At 73.3% G+C, this 14,806-nt stretch carries 14 protein-coding genes and 1 riboswitch; of the genes, 10 read left to right on the top strand and 4 right to left on the bottom strand.

Annotation, left to right across the window (positions count from 1 at the left end):
• Positions 1-11: 11 nt before the first annotated feature.
• Positions 12-932: a cobalamin-binding protein gene (locus OHA84_RS30600; RefSeq protein ID WP_266968744.1), complete on the bottom strand. Its 921-nt coding sequence runs from the start codon at positions 930-932 to the stop codon at positions 12-14.
• A 130-nt stretch (positions 933-1,062) separates the two neighbouring features.
• Positions 1,063-1,242, top strand: a riboswitch (cobalamin riboswitch).
• A gap of 225 nt (positions 1,243-1,467) precedes the next feature.
• Here OHA84_RS30600 and OHA84_RS30605 point away from each other — a divergent pair.
• The 6 genes from OHA84_RS30605 (at position 1,468) to OHA84_RS30630 (ending at position 7,698) form a co-directional block, all read left to right on the top strand.
• A complete protein-coding gene (locus tag OHA84_RS30605; RefSeq protein ID WP_266952422.1) occupies positions 1,468-2,967 on the top strand; it encodes a CoA-acylating methylmalonate-semialdehyde dehydrogenase in 1,500 nt (499 codons plus the stop codon).
• 5 nt (positions 2,968-2,972) lie between these two features.
• Positions 2,973-4,118, top strand: coding sequence for an acyl-CoA dehydrogenase family protein (locus OHA84_RS30610; protein WP_266968742.1), 1,146 nt, complete (start codon positions 2,973-2,975; stop codon positions 4,116-4,118).
• Positions 4,118-5,191: an enoyl-CoA hydratase/isomerase family protein gene (locus tag OHA84_RS30615; RefSeq protein WP_266968740.1), complete on the top strand. Its 1,074-nt coding sequence runs from the start codon at positions 4,118-4,120 to the stop codon at positions 5,189-5,191. Before OHA84_RS30610 ends, OHA84_RS30615 begins: the two co-directional genes overlap by 1 nt.
• A complete protein-coding gene (gene mmsB / locus OHA84_RS30620) occupies positions 5,188-6,102 on the top strand; it encodes a 3-hydroxyisobutyrate dehydrogenase (RefSeq protein WP_266968738.1) in 915 nt (304 codons plus the stop codon). The genes OHA84_RS30615 and mmsB overlap by 4 nt, the downstream gene beginning before the upstream one ends.
• Positions 6,103-6,110: 8 nt before the next feature.
• Positions 6,111-6,893, top strand: coding sequence for an enoyl-CoA hydratase (locus OHA84_RS30625; protein WP_053678534.1), 783 nt, complete (start codon positions 6,111-6,113; stop codon positions 6,891-6,893).
• A gap of 178 nt (positions 6,894-7,071) precedes the next feature.
• Positions 7,072-7,698, top strand: a complete 627-nt coding sequence (locus OHA84_RS30630; protein WP_199826514.1) for an alpha-ketoglutarate-dependent dioxygenase AlkB — start codon at positions 7,072-7,074, stop codon at positions 7,696-7,698.
• Positions 7,699-7,752: 54 nt separating this feature from the next.
• Here OHA84_RS30630 and OHA84_RS30635 read toward each other — a convergent pair whose 3' ends face one another.
• On the bottom strand, positions 7,753-8,427 hold the full coding sequence (locus OHA84_RS30635) for a hypothetical protein (RefSeq protein ID WP_266968735.1): 675 nt from the start codon (positions 8,425-8,427) through the stop codon (positions 7,753-7,755).
• Positions 8,428-8,615: 188 nt separating this feature from the next.
• On the opposite strand from OHA84_RS30635, the gene OHA84_RS30640 reads away from it, so the two are divergent.
• Positions 8,616-9,587: a tellurite resistance/C4-dicarboxylate transporter family protein gene (locus tag OHA84_RS30640; RefSeq protein ID WP_266968733.1), complete on the top strand. Its 972-nt coding sequence runs from the start codon at positions 8,616-8,618 to the stop codon at positions 9,585-9,587.
• Positions 9,588-9,619: 32 nt separating this feature from the next.
• Here the strand turns inward: OHA84_RS30640 and OHA84_RS30645 are convergent, their stop codons facing one another.
• Positions 9,620-10,357 carry a YoaK family protein gene (locus OHA84_RS30645; RefSeq protein ID WP_266968731.1) on the bottom strand — a complete coding sequence of 246 codons (738 nt, stop codon included), beginning with the start codon at positions 10,355-10,357 and terminating at the stop codon, positions 9,620-9,622.
• Between the two features lie 154 nt (positions 10,358-10,511).
• On the opposite strand from OHA84_RS30645, the gene OHA84_RS30650 reads away from it, so the two are divergent.
• The 3 genes from OHA84_RS30650 to OHA84_RS30660 all read left to right on the top strand — a co-directional run bounded on the left by OHA84_RS30650 (position 10,512) and on the right by OHA84_RS30660 (position 13,850).
• Complete coding sequence (locus OHA84_RS30650; protein WP_266952438.1) at positions 10,512-10,943, top strand: VOC family protein; 432 nt, start codon at positions 10,512-10,514, stop codon at positions 10,941-10,943.
• Positions 10,944-11,063: 120 nt separating this feature from the next.
• Positions 11,064-13,475, top strand: a complete 2,412-nt coding sequence (locus tag OHA84_RS30655; protein ID WP_266968729.1) for an AAA family ATPase — start codon at positions 11,064-11,066, stop codon at positions 13,473-13,475.
• 15 nt (positions 13,476-13,490) lie between these two features.
• Positions 13,491-13,850 (top strand): NTP pyrophosphohydrolase, encoded by a 360-nt coding sequence (locus tag OHA84_RS30660; protein WP_266952442.1) that lies wholly within the window; start codon positions 13,491-13,493, stop codon positions 13,848-13,850.
• A gap of 85 nt (positions 13,851-13,935) precedes the next feature.
• Here the strand turns inward: OHA84_RS30660 and OHA84_RS30665 are convergent, their stop codons facing one another.
• Positions 13,936-14,421: a hypothetical protein gene (locus tag OHA84_RS30665; RefSeq protein WP_266968727.1), complete on the bottom strand. Its 486-nt coding sequence runs from the start codon at positions 14,419-14,421 to the stop codon at positions 13,936-13,938.
• Positions 14,422-14,806 lie beyond the last annotated feature (385 nt).

Raw genomic sequence — 14,806 nt, forward strand, 5'->3', positions numbered from 1 at the left:
TGCCGGCCCCGTCAGGCGGGGCCGGGCAGCCGGAAGGCCTCCGCCTCCGTCACCGGGTCCCCGACCCGGACTCCGTGCAGCACCCGCGCCAGGACCTCCGCGCCCCGCACCACCCGCGGGCCCGGCCGGTTGAAGTACGCGGGCCCGTCCAGCACCCACACCTCGCCGGACCGCACCGCCGGCAGCTCCGACCAGCCCGGCAGCGCGGTGAGCGCCCCGCGCTCGCGCAGCGTGCGCCGCGGGCTGAACCCGCACGGCAGCAGGAGCAGGACGTCCGGTCGGGCGGCCCGGACCGTGTCCCAGTCCATCGGCCGGGTGTGCTCGCCCGGGGCCGCGATCAACGGTTCCCCGCCCGCCGCGGTGATCTGCTCCGGCACCCAGTGCCCGGCGGGCCAGAGCGGATCCAGCCATTCGATGGCCACCACCCGGGGCCGGGGACGGCCCGCCACGGCGGCGCGTACCGCCTCCAGCCGGGCCCGCGCATGGGCCCGGCGGGCCCGTCCGACCTCGGGGACGCCCAGCAGCTCACCCACACGGACCAGACAGTCCAGTACGTCGTCGAGGGTGCGCGGCTCCAGGCTGAGCACCCTCGGCCCTCCGTCGAGCACGCGTACCGCCCGGCTCACGCCCGCGTAGGACACCGCGCACACGTCGCACAGGTCCTGGGTGAGGACCACCTCGGGCGCGAGCGCTCCCAGCGCCTCCACGTCCAGGCCGTAGAGCGAGGAGCCGCTGTGCGCCGCGCCCCCGACCGCCTCGGAGATCTCCCGACTGGACAGCTCGTCGGACGAGAACGCGGCGGAGGTCACCACCGGCACGCCGGCCACCGCCGCCGGCCAGTCGCACTCGTGCGTGCGGCCCACCAGATCGGCGAGCAGTCCGAGTTCGGCCACGATGTCGGTGGCGGCGGGCAGCAGGGAAACGATGCGCATCCCCCGAGCGTAGGCCGTCTCCGGGGGAACCTCGCCACGTCGGTTTCCGGCCACTCACGGTGGAGCGGCGCTCGCGCGACGCGCCCGGGACGACGGACGGGGGTGGACTTACTAGGACGTCCAACTATATGTTCCTGGGCAAGCCCGCGGTGCAGGGAAGTCGGTGTGAATCCGACGCGGTCCCGCCACTGTGACCGAGGAGTGTGCTCTTCCAGCAGGACAGGCCACTGACGGGGAAACCCGTTGGGAAGGCCGGAGAGCGCGCGTTGATCCGGGAGTCAGGATACCGGCCGCGGGGTGTTCCGTGTTGTCCACGAGGATGGAGCAGACACGCATGACACCGGTACGTGACCACGGCCCAGGTGATCCGGCGGAGTTCCCGAAGTACGCGGCCCTGTCCGCGCGTTCGTGACTCACCGAAGGCATCCACGCCTTCACTGTCCCGCGACCCGCCCCGCGCCGCGCACCCCGATCGGTGCCGCGCCGCCGGCTCGTCGCGCCCTCCTCGGACCTCACCTGACGAGAGCAGGCTTCGATGGTCCGCGAACTCACCCACTTCATCGGCGGCAAGCACGCCCCGGGCACCTCCGGCCTGTACGCCGACGTCCACGACCCCAACACCGGAACGGTCCAGGCCAGGGTCCCCCTGGCCGGCCGCGCCGACACCGGGACGGCCATCGCCGACGCCGAGGCGGCCCAACGCGAATGGGGCCAGTGGAACCCGCAGCGCCGCGCCCGCGTGCTGCTGCGCTTCCTCCAACTCGTCGAGGGCGAACGCGACTCCCTGGCACGGCTGTTGTCCGCCGAACACGGCAAGACCGTCGCCGACGCCCACGGCGACCTGCAACGCGGCCTGGAGGTAGTCGAGTTCGCCGCCGGCATCCCGCACCTCCTCAAGGGCGAGTTCACCGACAACGCGGGCTCCGGCATCGACGTGCACTCGCTGCGCGCCCCGCTCGGCGTGGTCGCCGGCATCACCCCCTTCAACTTCCCCGCGATGATCCCGCTGTGGCAGGCGGCCCCCGCCCTGGCCTGCGGGAACGCCTTCATCCTCAAGCCCTCCGAACGGGATCCCTCCGTCCCGCTGCGGCTCGCCGAACTCTTCCTGGAGGCGGGCCTGCCGCCCGGCGTCCTCAACGTGGTCAACGGCGGCAAGGAAGCCGTCGACACCCTGCTGGAGGACCCGCGCGTCCAGGCCCTCGGCTTCGTCGGATCCACCCCGATCGCCGCGCACATCTACGCCACCGCCGCCGCCCACGGCAAGCGCGCCCAGTGCTTCGGCGGCGCCAAGAACCACATGATCGTGATGCCGGACGCCGATCTCGACCAGGCCGCCGACGCCCTGATCGGCGCCGGCTACGGTTCCGCGGGCGAACGCTGCATGGCCATCGCCGTCGCCGTCCCCGTGGGGGAGGAGACCGCGGACGCCCTGGTCGCCAAGTTGAAGGAGCGGATCGCCGCCCTGCGCATCGGCACCTCCGACGACCCGGACGCCGACTTCGGCCCGCTCGTCAGCCGCGACGCCCTCGACCGGGTGAACCGCTACGTCGACATCGGGGTGACCGAGGGCGCCGAACTCGTCGTGGACGGACGCGGGTTCACCCTCCCCGGGCACGAGAACGGCTACTTCGCCGGCGCCTCGCTCTTCGACCGGGTCACCCCCCGGATGCGGATCCACCGCGAGGAGATCTTCGGCCCGGTGCTGAGCGTCGTACGCGCCGCCGACTACGAGGAGGCGCTGCGCCTGCCCAGCGAGCACCCCTACGGCAACGGCGTCGCCATCTTCACCCGCGACGGGGACACCGCCCGCGACTTCACCCGGCGGGTGGGCGCCGGCATGGTCGGCGTCAACGTGCCCATCCCCGTCCCGGTCGCCTACCACACGTTCGGCGGCTGGAAGCGGTCCGGCTTCGGAGACCTCAACCAGCACGGACCCGACTCCATCCGCTTCTACACCCGCACCAAGACCGTCACCTCGCGCTGGCCCTCCGGCGTCAAGGAAGGCGCCAGCTTCACCATTCCGACGATGGGGTGACCGTCATGACCACGACCCTGCTCAGCAAGGACCAACTCGCCCTGGCCGAGGTCACCCTCGACTTCGCACAGGAGCAACTCGCCCCGCACGCCATCGCCTGGGACCAGGACAAGCACTTCCCCGTCGACGTGCTCCGCCGCGCCGCCGACCTCGGCCTCGCGGGGATCTACGTACGCGAGGAGTCCGGTGGCTCCGGGCTCACCCGCGCCGACGGGGTGCTCGTCCTGGAAGTGCTGGCCACCGGCTGCCCCTCGATCGCCGGCTACCTCTCCATCCACAACATGGTCGCCTGGATGCTCGACACGTACGGGGACCCCCACCAGCGCGAGCGCTGGCTGCCCGGGCTCTGCTCCGCCCGCACCCTCGGCAGCTACTGCCTCACCGAGCCCGGCGCCGGCTCGGACGCCGCCGCGCTGCGCACCCGCGCCGAACGCGACGGCGACCACTACGTGTTGACCGGCGTGAAGCAGTTCATCTCCGGCGCCGGAGCCTCCGACGTGTACGTGGTCCTGGCCCGCACCGGATCCGACGGGCCGCGCGGGATCTCCGCCTTCATCGTGGAACGCGCCGACGCCGGGCTCTCCTTCGGCCCCGACGAGCGCAAGATGGGCTGGAACGCCCAACCCACCCGCCAGGTCGTCCTCGACGGGGTGCGGATCCCCGCCACGCGACGGCTCGGCTCGGAGGGCGACGGGTTCCGCATGGCCATGACGGCCCTCAACGGTGGCCGGCTCGGCATCGCCGCCTGTTCGCTCGGCGGCGCCCAGAGCGCACTGGACCGCAGCCTCGCCCACCTGGCCGACCGCGAGGCGTTCGGAGCGCGCCTGCTCGACGCGCAGGCGCTCCAGTTCCGCCTCGCCGACATGGCCACGGAACTCACCGCCGCCCGCGCCCTGGTCCGTACCGCCGCGCAGGCCCTGGACAACGGCGACCCGCAGGCCGCGCAGCTCTGCGCCATGGCCAAGCGCTTCGCCACCGACACGGGTTTCACGGTGGCCGACCGGGCGCTCCAACTACACGGCGGATACGGCTACTTGAGCGAGTACGGCATCGAGAAGATCGTCCGAGACCTCCGTGTGCACCAGATCCTGGAAGGGACCAACGAGATCATGCGCGTCATCGTCGCCCGCGGCCTGACGGAGAACCTGTGATGACCGACGCAGCGGACGTCCTGGTCCACGTCGAGGGCCGCACGGGCCGCCTGACCCTCAACCGCCCGAAGGCCCTGAACGCGCTCAGTCACCCCATGGTGCTGCGCGTCGAGGAGGCCCTGACCGCCTGGCGCGGCGATCCCGCCGTGGAGGCGGTGGTCGTCTCCGGCGCCGGCGAGCGTGGGCTGTGTGCGGGCGGTGACATCCGGGCCATCCACGACGATGCCAAGGCCGGCGGTACGGCCTCGGCGGACTTCTGGCGGGACGAGTACCGGTTGAACGCGCTCATCGCCCGCTATCCCAAGCCGTACGTGGCGTTGATGGACGGCATCGTGATGGGTGGCGGAGTCGGGATCTCGGCCCACGGCAACGTCCGCATCGTCACCGAACGCTCCCGCGTGGCGATGCCCGAGACCGGCATCGGCTTCGTCCCGGACGTCGGCGGCACCTACCTCCTGGCGCTCGCGCCCGGCGAACTGGGCACCCACCTGGCCCTGACGGGCGCACCGGTGGGCGCGGCCGACGCGCTGCTGTGCGGGCTCGCGGACCACTTCGTCCCGGCCGATCGGCTCGACCGACTGTCGGCGGACCTCGGACGCGCGCCCGTACACGAGGTCCTGGCCCGCCACGTCGGTCAGGCCCCTCCCGGGCTGTTGGCCGCGAGGCGCGGGTGGATCGACCACTGCTACGCCGCCGACACCGTCGAGGAGATCGTCGAACGGCTCCTCACGAGCGGTGAACCCGAGGCCAAGGACGCGGCCGAGACCATCCTGACCAAGTCGCCCACCGCGCTCAAGGTCACCCTTTCCGCCCTCCGCCGCGCACGCGAAACGGGGCCGCTGGAAAGGGTCTTGGAACAGGAGTACAGGATCTCCTGCACGGCCCTGCGCTCTCCCGACCTGGTCGAGGGGATCCGCGCCCAGGTCATCGACAAGGACCGCGCCCCCCGCTGGTCGCCCGCCACCCTCGAAGAGGTCACGGAATCCGACGTGGCCCGCTACTTCGCCCCCCTCGACGACGGGCGCGAACTGCGCCTCGCCGTCACCGACTCTCCTCAGGAGGTGCCCTGGTGACCAGCGTCATCGCCTTCATCGGGCTGGGCCACATGGGCGGCCCGATGGCCGCCAACCTCGCCGCGACCGGCCGGCGCGTGATCGGTTTCGACCTCGTCCCCGCCGCGCTCGCCTCCGCCGCGGCGGCCGGCGTGGAGGCCGCGGACTCCGCCGCCCTGGCCGTCGCCGAGGCGGACGTGGTGATCACCATGCTGCCGGCCGGTCGCCACGTCCTGGCCCTCTACGGGGAGCAGGGGCTGCTCGCAGCGGCCAAGCCCGGCACCCTGTTCATCGACTGCTCCACCATCGACGTCGAGGACGCCGTCCGCGCCCACACCGCCGCCGGCGAGGCGGGCCACCGGGCGCTCGACGCGCCCGTCTCCGGCGGGGTGACGGGCGCCGAGGCCGCGACCCTGACCTTCATGGTCGGCGGCGCGGAGACCGAGTTCGCCGAGGCGACCCCACTGTTGGACGCCATGGGCGGCAAGATCGTGCACTGCGGGGGAGCGGGCGCCGGACAGGCGGCGAAGATCTGCAACAACATGATCCTGGGCATCTCGATGATCGCGGTCAGCGAGGCCTTCGTCCTGGGCGAGAGCCTGGGCCTGTCCCACCAGGCGCTGTACGACGTGGCCTCCACCGCGTCCGGCCAGTGCTGGGCCCTCACCACCAACTGCCCGGTACCCGGCCCGGTTCCGGCCAGTCCCGCCAACCGCGACTACCGCCCCGGCTTCGCCGCCCCGCTCATGGCGAAGGACCTGGGGCTCGCCGTCAACGCCCTGCGCGCGGGCGGCATCGACGCCGGACTCGGCGGGCGCGCCGCCGAAATGTACGCCGCGTTCGCCGAAGGGGAAGGGGCCACACAGGACTTCTCCGGAATCGTCCACGCCCTGCGCGCCACCACCACGGACCGGAACGGACCCGCCTCGTGACCGACCACGTGACCGACACCGCCCACGAAACGATCCTCGTCGAGCGCACGGGGCGCACCGCGCTGCTCACCCTCAACCGCCCCGAGGCGCTCAACGCCCTCAACCTCACGGTCATGAACGAGGTCGTGGCCGCCACCGAGGCCCTCGACCGGGACCCCGACATCGGCTGCATCGTCCTCACCGGTTCGACGAAGGCCTTCGCGGCCGGCGCGGACATCAAGGAGATGCAGCCGCAGGGGTACATGGACATGTACCTCAGTGACTGGTTCACCGCCTGGGACCGGCTCGGCGACCTCCGCACGCCGACCGTCGCCGCCGTCTCCGGGTACGCCCTCGGCGGCGGCTGCGAGCTGGCGATGCTCTGCGACATCCTGCTCGCCTCCGACACCGCCGTCTTCGGGCAGCCGGAGATCAAACTCGGCGTCATCCCCGGCATCGGCGGATCCCAGCGACTGACCCGAGCCGTCGGCAAGGCCAAGGCGATGGAGCTCTGCCTGACCGGCCGGACCATGGACGCCGTGGAGGCGGAGCGGGCCGGACTGGTCTCCCGCGTCGTCCCGGCCGCCGACCTCCTCACCGAGGCCCTCGCCGTCGCCGCGGCGGTGGCGGGAATGTCCGCGCCCGTCGCCATGATGGCGAAGGAGGCCGTGAACCGGGCCTTCGAGACCACCTTGGCCGAAGGCGTCCGCTTCGAACGGCGGCTGTTCCACGCGGTGTTCGCGACGGCCGATCAGAAGGAGGGCATGAGCGCCTTCGTGGACAAGCGCGCGGCCGGGTTCACCCACCGCTGACCCCGGGAGCGGGACCGGCCCGTCAGTGGGCCGGCCCCGTGCGGGCGCGCGGGCCTTCCGTGCGGGCGCGCGTCCGGGCCGAGGTCCGCCCGTGCCGACGCGCGGGGTCCGACGCGGGCCGGCAAGCCCCGACACGCTATTCGAGCAGATGTTCGGTTCTGCGGGTACGCTGGAAACCATGCACGCGCTCCAGGGCTCCCTCTTCGACCAGGCCGACGACATCCGGATCGGCCCGCTCACGGAACTGCGCCGCACGGAGCTGGGGGCCGGCGCCTGGGTCGATCACCTGCCCGGCTGGCTGTCCGGCTCCGACGCGCTGTTCGAGCGACTCGCCGCCGACGTTCCCTGGCGCGCCGAGCGCCGCCGGATGTACGAACGGGACGTGGACGTACCCCGGCTGCTCGCCTTCTACGGGGCCGGCGATCCACTCCCGCACCCCGTGCTCACCGACGCCCGCTCGGCACTGACCGGCCACTACGCCCCCGAACTGGGGGAACCGTTCGTGACGGCCGGGCTGTGCCTCTACCGGGACGGCAAGGACAGCGTCGCCTGGCACGGCGACCGGACCGGCCGCTCCGCGACCGAGGACACCATGGTCGCCATCGTCTCCGTGGGAGACCCCCGCGACCTGGTGCTGCGCCCGCGCGACGGCGGCCCGACCCTGCTGCGGCTGCCGCTGGGGCACGGCGACCTGGTGGTCATGGGCGGCTCCTGCCAGCGCACCATGGAGCACGCGGTGCCCAAGTCCACCCGCGCCGTCGGACCCCGCGTCAGCGTCCAGTTCCGTACCCGCGGCGTCATGTGACGCCGGGGCCCCGCCGACCGATGGGGCCCCGGCTCGCCCGGTCGCCCGCCCGGCTCAGCCGCGCGGCCACTCGTACGTCGTGATCAGCCGCTCCAACACCGGCGAGGGCCCCGTGCCGAGCAGCAGGCAGGCCTCCAGTCCGGCGGCGAACGACGAGCGGGGCAGGCTCGTGACCCGGTCCAGCCGCGCCTTCGTGCTGATGCCGAGCAGGCCACCGTCGAGGACGTGGTGCCAGACCTCGGCGTACGGATCCGCCGGCACCACGATCGACACCGACGACCTGGTCGGGGCCGTCCGCGGGACCCGGAAGTCCAGCCGTAGCTTGACCACGGGTCTGACCCCGCCGAAGCCGGACCACGCGCACCCGACGTCCAGCCCCCGGCTCGTCTCCACCGCGCCCCGCGCGTCGAGCAGGGCGAACGCCTCCCGCAGCTCCGGCGCCGGTCCGTAGGTCCGTTCGTCCTCGTGGACGGTGATGACGAACAGCGAGGGCAACGTGTCCGCGTCCGGTGCGACGCCCACGGGGAGGATCACGCAGGCGCCCGCCGCCGGGACCGTCCCGGTGAGGAACTCCTGCCGCTGCCGCTCCTCGTCGTGCGGGGCGAACGTCGGGGTCCGGATCGCCCGCCGCCGCGGGGGCGGTGCGTACGCCCCGTGCCCACCCGCCGAAGCGGAAGGTCGGACCTCGTGCCCGGTGTGCTGTGCCCGCTGCCGTTCCTCACGTTCCATGGCCGGCCCCCAAGGTTGTGGTCCTCCCAGACTGGCACCCCGCCCGCCCCCGGGTACGGCACTCCGGCGCATTCCCCGGCCGAGGACGCGCCGGCGGCGCCGCCTCGCGGCGGGAGCGCCCCCGCACCACCCGGCACGCGGGCGGACGTGGGCTGGCGGGTCGCCGCCGACGGGTGTCCGCTGGAGGGGTGAGCCTCCTCCCCGGGCGCCTCGTGCGCGCAGACCGCTGGTGGACCGGACTCCCGCCCGCCGCCGGCTCCGCCGTCATGGCCGCCGGGATCCTCTCCATCGGTCTGGAGCTGATCGGCCACGAGGTCCTGTCGCTGGCCGCGCTCGCCGTCGCCGGGGCGCTGTGGCTCGTACTGGCCGCCGACTTCGGCCTCCGCCTGATCGCCGACCGGGGCCGCTTCTGCTCCGAGGCCGACACCCCGTCCGCCCTGACGGCCGTCGCCGCCACCGCCGTGCTCGGCGCCCGGCTCGCCCAGTCCGGCCTGGAGACCGTGGCCGCCGCCCTGCTCGCCCTCGCCGCGGCGCTCTGGCCGCTGCTGCTGTACCACGTCCTGCGGCACTGGAGGCGGCGGATGCCCGGAGCGGTCTTCCTGGTCTGCGTGGCCACCCAGGGCCTGGCCGTCCTCGCGGCGACGCTGTGCGTCACCCTCCACCAGGACTGGCTGGGCCGGGTGGGACTCGCCTGCTTCTGCCTGGGCGTGCTGCTGTACGGCCTGGCCCTGGCCCGCTTCGACCTCCACGAGGTGACCGGCGGGGCGGGGGACCACTGGGTGGCGGGCGGGGCGCTGTCCATCACCGCCCTCGCGGGCGCCAAGCTCACCGCCACGCCGATCTGGACGAGTGCGGTGCACACGACGCTGCGCACGACCACCCTCGTCGCCCTCGGCCTCTCACTGGCCTGGTACGTCGTCCTGCTCACCGCCGAGCTGCGCCGCCCGCGCCCCCGCTACGACATCCGGCGCTGGTCCACGGTCTTCCCCCTCGGCATGACGGCCACCGCCTGCCTGTCGGCCGCCGCCCCGACGGGCGTGGCCTGGCTGCGCCCGGTGGGCGAGGTGCTGCTGTGGATCGCCGTGGCCGCCTGCGTGATGACCTGTGCGGCGTTCGCCCTGGACCGGCGCACCGCCGGCGCGCCGGCGCCCCGAGGGTGACGCACGATCCGGTCGGCGGCCGGTCCGCGCGGCTACGGGCCGGCGGACTCCGGACCGGGGCCGGCGCCGCGCAGGCCCAGCGCGGCCACCCACGCCAGCAGGACGAGCGCCGCCAGCAGCGCCCACCGCGCGCCGTGGTTCAAGGTCAGCAGCCCGCCGCACAGCGCCCCGCAGAGCAACGCCACCACCGAGACCACCCGCCGCACCGACGGCGGCCCCCAGGGGTCGACCGCCAGCCCGGTCAGCGTGCGGGTGACCACGGTGGTGGTGAGGTCGGGGACGGCCAGCCGGTGGACGACGGCGTTCTGCAAGCCCATGCCCAGCGCGAGCAGTGCGACCAGGAGCAGTTGCCCGCCGCCGGTCACCGACACGGCGAGCGCCCCCGCCACCAACACCGCCTGTACCGCCACCAGCGGACCGAACAGTGCCTTCCCGCCCCCGGCCCCGGACCGACGCAACCGGCCGGCGGCCCACGCCCCCAGCACGAACGCGGCAAGGGCCAGGATCGACGCGGCGCCGGACAGCTCCCGGTCACCGGCCAGGGCGAAACCGAGCAGGGCCACGTTCCCCGTCATGTTGGCGACGAACACGTGGTCGAGACCGAGATAGCTCACGGCGTCCACCAGACCGCTCACGAAGGTCAGCACGACGAGCAGCGGCGGCAGCAGCCCGTGCGGCCGGACGGCCCCGCCCCCCGCCGGCGGGAACAGCCGATCGGCGAACGCCCTCAGGATGCCGCCCCGGTCGTTCCCCGTGTGGTCGGATCCCATCCGGTGCCCCCATGAGGCGCAGTCGCCGATGACGTCCGGCGGACGAAGCCCGAACACGTGCCGGGAACGGTACCGATCGCCGGGGCGACCGAGGCGAAACGACGCGGCTCACGTTCCTGTGGCGCGCCCGCGCGCCGCTCAGTAGGGTCCCTGCATGGCCTACACGTTTCAGGTGACCATCGACTCGACCGACCCGCACCCGCTCGCCGACTGGTGGGCCGACGCCCTCGGATGGGAAGTGGAGCCCAGCGACGAGGCGTTCATCCGCAGCATGATCGAGGCCGGGCAGGCCACCGAAGACGACACCACCACCCACCGCGGCGTCCTCGTCTGGAAGGCCGGGGCGGGGATCCGCCACCCGGACGGGCTGGAGGTCGCGCCCCGGATCCTCTTCCAGCTCGTGCCCGAGGCCAAGACGGTCAAGAACCGCGTCCACTTGGACGTGCGCACCGGACCCGACCACGAGGCCGTGGTCGAGCGTCTCGTCGCCAAGGGCGCCAAGCGCCTCCACGAGGGCCGCCAGGGACCGAGCGTCTGGACCACCCTCACCGACCCGCAGGGCAACGAGCTCTGCATCTCGCGATAGCCCGCGGAACCCGCACGCCACCGAGGAATCCCTGATCAGCCCGGGTATCCGGCCATAATTGACTATCGGCGCAGGTCTCCCGCACGAGAGAATGCGGCATCTCGAACCGGGAGGAACCCCATGAGCCAGGATCACCTGACTCTTCACGCACTGCTGCCCGCCCAGGATCTCGCGGCGGCCATCGACGCCGGGTACGTGACGCGCAAGTCGCACCCCGAACTGCCGCTGTCCATCTACACGTACACGCGCACCGCGCAGTACGAGCAGGTCTGGAACCAGGTCACCAGGCGTTGCCGCGGTCTCGTCGCCGACGACACCACCGGGCGGATCGTCGCCCTGCCGCTGCCGAAGTTCTTCAACGTCGGCGAGCACGAGTCCGGCCAACCGTACGCCCCCGCGCTGCCCGACGAGCCGTTCGAGGTCTACGACAAGGTCGACGGCAGCCTGGCGGTGGTCTTCCACTACGCCGACCGTTGGCGGGTCGCGTCCAAGGGTTCCTTCATCAGCGCCCAGGCGACCTGGGCGCAGCGCCGGCTCGACGGCCTGGACACCTCGGCGCTCGTGCCGGGCGTGACCTACCTCGCCGAGATCCTGTACCCGCAGAACCGGATCGTCGTCGACTACGGCGAGCGCCGGGACCTCGTGCTCCTCGCCGCGTTCGGCGCGGACGGCATCGAGGTGCCCCTCGCCGAGGCCGCCGCGCACTGGGGGACCGTCGGCGCCGTCGTCAAGGTGTGGCCCGCCATGCCCCTCGCCGAACTCGTCGCACTGACCGAGGCCAACGCGCTGCTCGGAGGCGGCACGTCCACCGGCACCGACGCCGAGGGGTACGTGCTGCGCTTCGCGTCGGGCGTCCGGGCCAAGGCCAAGATCGCCGAGTACGTGCGCCTCCACAGGGTGCTCACCGGGGTCAACGAGCGGGACATCTGGCGCAACTACGGCGTCCAGCGCTTCGCCGGCCTGTCCGCGAAGGAGCTGGCCCAGGGCCTGCAGTGCACCGTCGCGGACCTCCAGGCCTGGGGCGGGAAGCCGCTCGACGCGCTGTTGGCGCAGGTACCGGACGAGTTCGACGCCTGGGTCCGCAAGGTGATCGACCGGCTGGAGGAGGCCGCGGCGGAGCGCGAGCGCACCATCGACGAGGCCTTCGCGAGCCTCGCCCACCTGGCCGCCGACCGGGGTGCCTTCGCGCGCGCCGCGAAGCAGCTGCCCGCCGGCATCCTGCGCTCCACCATGTTCCTGCGGCTCGACGGGAAGTCGACCGAACTGGTCACCTGGCGTTCCCTGCGACCGGAGGCGTCCGTCCCCTTCCTGACGGACGAGGAGAGCGCGCCCCGGCCCGGTGACGGCGCACCGACCGTGCCCGCGCGGGCCGTGCCCGCGCAGGCCAGGTCGGCCACGGCGGGCAAGCCGGTCACCCCGACCACCGGGCGGCCGGCCACCGCCTCGCCGGCGCCCACGTCGTCGGCCGCGGGCCCCGCCGGCAGCGGGTCCCCCGTCATCGGGCCTACGGTCACCCGGCCTTCGGTCACCCGGCCTTCGGCCGGTGTGCCGTCGGCCGTCGGGCCCGGCCCGGCGGCGAGCGGGCCCCCGGCGGCCGACGCGCCGCCCGTGCGTCCCCTGCCCGTGGTCCACGTCATGACGGGCCTGCCCGCATCCGGCAAGACCACCGCCGCGCGCGCCCTGCAAGCGGAGTCCGGCGGCCGGATGCGACGCGTCAACCTGGACGACCTCCGGGGCATGCTCGACGGACACGACCACGGGCGCGGCCACTCGTACAAGCACGAGCAGACCGTCCTGGAGATCCAGGACGCGGCACTGCGCGCGGCGGTCGAGGGGGGCTTCGACGTGGTCGTGGACAACACCCACCTCACCCCGAACATCCCCAAGCGCCTCAAGGCCGCCGTCGGGGGCCGCGCCACCTTCGTCGTGCACGACTTCACCGACGTGCCGCTGGAGGAGTGCCTGCGTCGGGACGCGGCCCGCGAGCGGCAGGTCGGCGAGGAGATCATCCGGATCCTGGCCGACAAGCACGCCAAGTCCCGCAAGGGCGGCTGGAAGCTCACCGCCGAGTGGCTCAACGACCAGCCCCCCGTCGAGCCGTACGTGGCCGACCCGGAGCTGCCCTCCGCGGTGATGTGCGACATAGACGGCACGCTCGCCCTGATCGGGGATCGGGGGCCCTACGACTTCACGCGCTGCGAACTCGACCGGCTCAACGAGTCCGTGCGGGGCGCGCTCGACGCCTTCCGACGGGCCCACGGGGACGTCATCGTGCTGCTGTCCGGACGTGGCGAGGAGCACCGCCCGCAGACGGAGTCCTGGCTGCGGCGCCACCAGGTGCCTTACGACGAGCTGTGGATGCGTGCTGCCGGCGACACCCGCCGCGACGACGTCGTCAAGGCCGAGCTGTTCGACGCGCACGTGCGCCACCGCTACGCGGTACGCGTCTCGCTCGACGACCGGGACCGGGTGGTCGCGGTCTGGCGGCGGATGGGCCTGCCCACCTGGCAGGTCAACTACGGCGATTTCTGACGGAGGGCGGCCACCGTGAACGCGACCGGCACCGTGTTGATCGTCGACGGCGCGAACGTCGTCGGGTCCGTCCCCGACGGCTGGTGGCGCGACCGTCGGGGCGCCGCCGAGCGGCTGCGGGACCGGCTCGCGCAACGGGACGCCGGCGAGGAGATCGTCCTGGTCGTCGAAGGCGCCGCCCGGGGCGTCGAGTCCGTGCCCGGGGTACGCGTGGACTCCGCGCCCGGGAGCGGCGACGACCGGATCGTGGAACTCGTCGCGGCCCACGCGGGGCGGGACCGCGTCGTGGTCACGGCCGACCGGGAACTGCGCTCGCGCGTCGAGGCGTACGGCGCGCGCTGCGCGGGACCGCGAAGCGTGCGCCCGGCGGACTGACCACGAGCGCCCGTACGACGGCCGAGGGTCCGGCCCCCGCTCACGGGGGCCGGACCCTCGGCCGTCAGGACGCGGACGTCACCGATCAGTTGCGGCACCACTCCACGGGGGAGAGGTTGTCGACGTAGCGGGCGGAGACCCAGCGGTCCTTGCGGTCCTTGTGGTTCATGCGCTCCGTGAGGTCCTCGTCCCCGTTCATGCCGTCGTTGACGTTCTCGCGGTCCCGGTCGGCCAGCAGGTACCAGATGTTGTTGCCGTCGACCCGCTCGCCGCGGGTCTTGCACTCCAGGGCGAGCTTCCGGTGCGGCTTGACCTTGCCCAGGACGTACGCGCGGGTGCTCGGCTTGCTGCGGACCTTCAGCGGGCCGCGCGAGACGACCTTGCCCCAGGCGTGGCGCGGCCGGTCGTAGTCACCGTCGTCGTAGTCGTCGTGACCGTCGAGGATGACCTTCTCGTGTCCCGACATGTCGTCCATCGGGCCCTCGTCGGCGATGGCGGTGCCCGCGCCGACCAGGCCGAGCACCAGGCCTCCGGTGGCGAGAGCGAGGATGGTCCTGGTTGGCTTCAGCATGAGCCGGCTCCTCTGCAAAGACATCCGCCCGACCGCGACGGGCGGGCCGGGCGGCAGCCTGGCGGCTGCCAGGGACGACTATGACCACGCGGCGCCCCCGGGCTCCGGCGACGCACCGCCGTTTAGCCCGAAATGCCCAATGTGTCGTCCGGGCCGCGTCGGGGCAACGCCCCCGCACCCCCGTACGCGGCCGAGGCCTACGACGCGGTCCACGTGCCGGCCCGGTGCGCCGAGGGCCTGGGGCGGCCGCGGATCGGCCGGGGCGATCTGCTGCCCACGGTGCGCACGACCACGTACCAGGGCGTGTCGAAGACGTACGCCTTCGACACCCGCGAACGGCACGTTCACGGGGGAGGGCCTGTCCTTCTACGAGGTCGCCTCGGGA

It is taken from the genome of Streptomyces sp. NBC_00513, assembly GCF_041431415.1.
Classification (GTDB): domain Bacteria; phylum Actinomycetota; class Actinomycetes; order Streptomycetales; family Streptomycetaceae; genus Streptomyces.

Bases quoted from the DNA above. Each gene is read 5' to 3' on its own strand.
- OHA84_RS30600 (WP_266968744.1), bottom strand. From the start codon at position 932: ATGCGCATCGTTTCCCTGCTGCCCGCCGCCACCGACATCGTGGCCGAA.
- OHA84_RS30605 (WP_266952422.1), top strand. From the start codon at position 1,468: ATGGTCCGCGAACTCACCCACTTCATCGGCGGCAAGCACGCCCCGGGC.
- OHA84_RS30610 (WP_266968742.1), top strand. From the start codon at position 2,973: ATGACCACGACCCTGCTCAGCAAGGACCAACTCGCCCTGGCCGAGGTC.
- OHA84_RS30615 (WP_266968740.1), top strand. From the start codon at position 4,118: ATGACCGACGCAGCGGACGTCCTGGTCCACGTCGAGGGCCGCACGGGC.
- OHA84_RS30630 (WP_199826514.1), top strand. From the start codon at position 7,072: ATGCACGCGCTCCAGGGCTCCCTCTTCGACCAGGCCGACGACATCCGG.
- OHA84_RS30635 (WP_266968735.1), bottom strand. From the start codon at position 8,427: ATGGAACGTGAGGAACGGCAGCGGGCACAGCACACCGGGCACGAGGTC.
- OHA84_RS30645 (WP_266968731.1), bottom strand. From the start codon at position 10,357: ATGGGATCCGACCACACGGGGAACGACCGGGGCGGCATCCTGAGGGCG.
- OHA84_RS30650 (WP_266952438.1), top strand. From the start codon at position 10,512: ATGGCCTACACGTTTCAGGTGACCATCGACTCGACCGACCCGCACCCG.
- OHA84_RS30655 (WP_266968729.1), top strand. From the start codon at position 11,064: ATGAGCCAGGATCACCTGACTCTTCACGCACTGCTGCCCGCCCAGGAT.
- OHA84_RS30665 (WP_266968727.1), bottom strand. From the start codon at position 14,421: ATGCTGAAGCCAACCAGGACCATCCTCGCTCTCGCCACCGGAGGCCTG.